This window comes from Thermogutta sp., assembly GCF_014359955.1.
Classification (GTDB): domain Bacteria; phylum Planctomycetota; class Planctomycetia; order Pirellulales; family Thermoguttaceae; genus Thermogutta.
Genome location: NZ_JACIYL010000326.1, coordinates 1 through 4,568 on the forward strand (window position 1 = coordinate 1; position 4,568 = coordinate 4,568).

The following is a 4,568-nucleotide window of genomic DNA, read 5'->3' on the forward strand; positions in this document are numbered from 1 at the left end:
AAGGACTTCTGCCAGCGATGCAACGCTGGCACCTTTGGACGAATATTCGCTGTCCGGGAAACCGGCCCGTTCTCCCGCTCCGCTTTCAATACGCACGGAATGGCCCGCTTTAATCAGGCCGGGTACATTCGCGGGAACAACGGCGACCCTCTTCTCGCCAGGAAATCGCTCTCGCAATACGCCGATGATCATAGCTGCTGGAAACGCTAAAGGGAGCCGACATTTTGACAGGAAAGAACGACCATTATACACGAAACGGCTAGGCGGTAAATGAGGGCGGAACGCTCCGGCCGAGCCTCCCTGGGGACGCCTTGGGCTATGATTCGGAGCTCGTCACGCGGGCTTCCATAATGCGGAGCCGGTGTCTTTCGATGAGGACCCAAACCTGGTTGGTGGGGTCATTCTCCTCATCAGTATGTCGGGAAGCTGCTCAACGCAATGAAGCCGGTGTTCGATCGCGAACGATACGTCATTTCTCACGTGCCTGAGGCAAGCTGTCGAACTGGGGAAACTGCACTTACGGGAAATTCAGAATTTTGGGCTTGAGCGACCTCGACAAAAACGGTAGATAAGGAGGCACGACCGTCGCTGATCGCGGCAAATTTTTTGCCCAAAATCGCTCAAGTTGTACATTAGGAAAAACAGGCAAAAGAAAGAGAGAGTGGCGGCTGTTCCTCAAGTGGCGCATTTTCTGGCTGAATCAGCCGATGCACATGAGGGGTGATGCCGCTCCACGGTGGAGGTTGCATCCTGGGCGAGCCGAACGCTGGGACGACGTGGGTTGTTTCCTCGCCCCGGAGATTTGACTACTGGCTGGATTTCTCGAATTTCCCACGGAGGGGAATGCCATGGCCCTGGCGGCAAGACACGGTTTGGTGGGCGTCCTAGTTGTTTGTCTATCTGTTGCAGGCGGATGTGCCGCCAACAAAACGGGGTCCCAGTGGTCGCTCGCCAATATCAACCCGTTCAAGAAAACCCAATCTGCCGAACCCTATCCCCAAAAGCCGTCGGCATTTGCCAGGCCAAGCGCCGTGCCTGGGGATAAGCAAAGTCCGAGCCTTGCTAGCACGTCGCCGCAGGGTGGACCTCTCTATCCGAGCACTACTCCGCGGGTGTATTCTGGTGCGGCAAGCGGTCAGAGCGCTGCTCATTCTTCAAACGTGCAGCAGGCGTCCGGGAATTTGTCCAACAATCCTGGGCAAAATTCTTCACCATATCCCCCGGTGAATCGGTACGATCCCAACGCATTTGCACGCAGTCAGAATCAGACGGTCCAGGCTCAGCCGGTCGGCACAGCCATCGCGTCGGATAGCGCTCCGACTGGAATGGGAGGAGTCGCAGGCGCGTATCCGGCTCCCCAGGGCCCGGCAGGACCATCGACCCGGACACCCGTAGGGTTCGCTGTGCCAGCCTCCGGCTCGTCCGTTCCGGCGTACGGCGGGGGCCTCCCGGTCAGCTACAATGCGACGCCGTCTTCCGGAGTGCCAGGTGGTTCCTCTGTAACCGCACCCCCACAGCAATCGGCACCGACTGTGAAAAATCCGTCTGCCGGACCGTGGCCAACTTCAAGCTCAGCTTCGCCAAATTCGCCAAACAGCCCAAACGGCACGACGACTCCCTCAACCGATTGGAGCCAACTCGTAGGCGACCGCTACGCGCGGATGTACCGGCAATCTGCGCAAACCCCGGGCGGTAATGCGGATTCGGTAACTGGCGCGATCAACAGCCCGTTGGGGAGCACCAGCTACGTCCCAGGTGACACGGGTTATGTGCCCGGACGGACGCCCAATCCGCCAGGCAATATTTCCTACCAGCCGGGCCGGACCGGGTACCAGCCGCCGGGTGTTCCGCCCTATTCGCCGCCGTACGCTGTTCAGAACGGTGCGGGCATGGGGGCGGCGGCCCAAACGAGCGGTTCGGGGGCTGTTTCACCCATGTCGGGAGAATATCGGCCGGGCAGCACGAAGACATACATCCCACGCAGCACACCTGCGCCGACGAGCAGCAGCACTTCATCCACTCTCGGGACGCCGAACTCGCAAGGTACAGCTATGGCGACGACAGTACCTACCGCCTCTCCCGGCACAGAGGGAGAATCTTTCCGGCTCTAAAAACGGGACATCTGTGCCCAGCGCTCAGGACCGGGTACCAGCTTGCCGGTGCCGGCCGATGCCCGGGGCAAGTTTTCAGTTCTTCTCCTTCTTGAGCGGCGTCGTCCACAAATAAATGGTGTGTTCGCGCTGGCCTTTCGGTTTGAAGTGGATCACCTTGTCAGGAATGACGCCATCCATGTCGAAATCGTGGGAGACAATCCGGCTTCCAGGCTTAAGTTTTTCCAACTGCGGGATCAATTTCACGTTCAACTGCGGAAGCAGATAAAGGGTCACCACCGTCGCCTCACTCAGGTCGAGGGTGAAGATATCCTTTTGTTCGATCCGCACGAGATCCTCGACCCCGTTCTTGCGGACATTTTCGCGGGCTTCTTTGATTCGTTCGGGGTCGATATCGAACCCCACCGCCCGCACTCCATATTTCTTGGCTGCTGTGACAACGATACGACCGTCGCCGCACCCCAGGTCATAGACCACGTCACCTTTTTTGACCTGGGCTACTTCCAGCATTTTTTCAACGACTTCGTAGGGCGTCGGGACGTAGATAACGTCGGGAGTACGAATGAACTTTGGTTCTTCTTCCTTAGCGGCAGCCTTCTGACCGGACTTCTCTGCCGTGGCTGCTTCAAAAGCAAGCACCGCGGAAGACGCCGCCAACACACCCGCCAAGAGCGACAAAATCCACAGCCTTTTCATAAAGACCTCCTTCTCGACACGATATCGGGACGTGACACCCCGTTGCGCGGCCCAGTGCCGCACACTGCGGATAGGTTAATTTCCCCCCTCAATGAAGTAAAGTGGCCGTTTTGGAAAAACCTGGTGCCGAAATTTCGCAGGTAGAAGTTGATCCCCGTGCCCTGCCCGGTGTGCCAAATTGTGCGTCGACCTCGGGACAAATCTCGGAGTTGACACGGGCAGGGGCAGCCGATACATTGATAAACGAAGGCACTTATGCGGGAGTAGCTCAGGGGTAGAGCGCTAGCTTCCCAAGCTGGGGGTCGCGGGTTCGAATCCCGTCTCCCGCTCTTGTGTTTCGGTGTGATTCTACCAGATTACCCCCTCATAACCCCGCAACGGGGTTTTTTTCTTTTCAGCAAGATTCCGGTCGTCGCGTGGTGATCGCCTTCCAATCTGGGAATACTTCAGTGCCACCTCGACCTTTATGCACCTTTGTGCATAAAAGTTAACAACCGATACGTATCAGAGTTTCGAGTAACCCTCACTGGTGAAGGGACTCAATCATCTTGCGGAAGGCGTCTGCGTTTGCTGCCACCGTTTTTTCTGGCCCATAAAACTTGATGAAATAATTGAGACCCTCCTGCGATTCGATGACGGCACCCAGCATACGGTAGTTCTCGCGTGGGACGGCATTCCCCATCATAGGGCCTGAACTCTCCATGTAGGTTCCCGTTATATCGACGAGATGCACGCGGGTCCCTGCGATTTCCAGGGTTTCCTGTTTCACCTGGTCCGATGCTGCCTGACCCTGAGGATGCTCGAACTGGTTGATCCATCTCTGGATGTTTGCTTCCACGGATCCGCCGGCTGCCATGAAGGTGACGCGACCGTCCCGCGGATCACCAGCTACTGCCGGCACGGAGAACTCGTACTCGATCATGGAGATCGCCGGTGTCCGCCGCTGCCATCCTTGCGGAACCGTGAGCCGGTACTTTCCCGCCAGGACGATTTCTCCGCCGTCGGCCTTGCCATGTTCCCCCGCGGACTCGAGGTTCTCCGTACTGGGCGCCATTTGGCCGTGTTCGCTCGATGGCGGTTGTTGGGGACTGTTCGAATCCGTCGGGTGAACGACCACAGTTTTCTCCGGCCGAATGACGACTTCCTCCTGTGAAGCCTGTTGGCATCCCAGGATCGCCACTACACATACGCCGACGGTTCCGATGTTAACCCACACCGCTTTCATTGAGTGTCTGAGTTGACACATACCGCGACACCTCTCGTTCCTTTTCGATTTCCCGAAGACGACGCATTCCAGTCGAGATTTTCCAGCCACCGCACATTTCGTCGCTTTGGACGATCATTATTTCAGGTTGGATGCGAGCGATTTACCACCAGAAGTCGCTACTTGCCAACTAACTCGCGAAGGGCTTTGAGCACCTGCTCGTCATGCCCGTCCACCTTGACGTTTTTCCACACTTTTCGAATGATTCCGTGGGCATCGATGAGGAACGTGGAACGCTGAATTCCCATGGATTTCTTGCCAAAGCGTACCTTTTCTCGCCAGGCACCGAACATTTCGGCTACCTTGTGGTCGGTATCAGAAAGCAAGGGAAAATTCAGGTTGTACTTCTGGCGGAATTTCCGGTGGCTGTCCAGGTCATCCGCACTTACTCCGAGCACGACCGCACCGAGCTTTTCCATTTCCGCTTTCAGGTCCCTGAATGCACACGCCTCACGTGTGCAGCCTGGCGTGTCATCCTTCGGAGAGAAATAAAGTAC

General features: G+C 57.0%; 4 protein-coding genes, 1 tRNA gene and 1 pseudogene. 2 read left to right on the top strand and 4 right to left on the bottom strand.

The annotated features are described in order from the left end of the window. Positions 1-192: pseudogene (locus tag H5U08_RS10705) on the bottom strand (NAD(P)(+) transhydrogenase (Re/Si-specific) subunit alpha); the annotation flags it as partial. 1,469 nt (positions 193-1,661) lie between these two features. On the opposite strand from H5U08_RS10705, the gene H5U08_RS10710 reads away from it, so the two are divergent. After that, a complete protein-coding gene (locus H5U08_RS10710; RefSeq protein WP_297032858.1) occupies positions 1,662-2,111 on the top strand; it encodes a hypothetical protein in 450 nt (149 codons plus the stop codon). A 75-nt stretch (positions 2,112-2,186) separates the two neighbouring features. Here H5U08_RS10710 and H5U08_RS10715 read toward each other — a convergent pair whose 3' ends face one another. Beyond that, a complete protein-coding gene (locus H5U08_RS10715; RefSeq protein ID WP_297032860.1) occupies positions 2,187-2,807 on the bottom strand; it encodes a methyltransferase domain-containing protein in 621 nt (206 codons plus the stop codon). Between the two features lie 257 nt (positions 2,808-3,064). Between H5U08_RS10715 and H5U08_RS10720 the strand changes: the two genes are divergently transcribed. Next, a tRNA-Gly gene (locus H5U08_RS10720) sits at positions 3,065-3,136 on the top strand. Between the two features lie 194 nt (positions 3,137-3,330). On the opposite strand, the gene H5U08_RS10725 is transcribed toward H5U08_RS10720, so the two are convergent. Both H5U08_RS10725 and H5U08_RS10730 read right to left on the bottom strand, forming a co-directional pair. Then, positions 3,331-4,053 (bottom strand): hypothetical protein, encoded by a 723-nt coding sequence (locus H5U08_RS10725; protein ID WP_297032862.1) that lies wholly within the window; start codon positions 4,051-4,053, stop codon positions 3,331-3,333. 137 nt (positions 4,054-4,190) lie between these two features. Next, positions 4,191-4,568: peroxiredoxin (locus H5U08_RS10730; RefSeq protein ID WP_297032864.1), on the bottom strand; the 378-nt coding region annotated here is incomplete at its 5' end.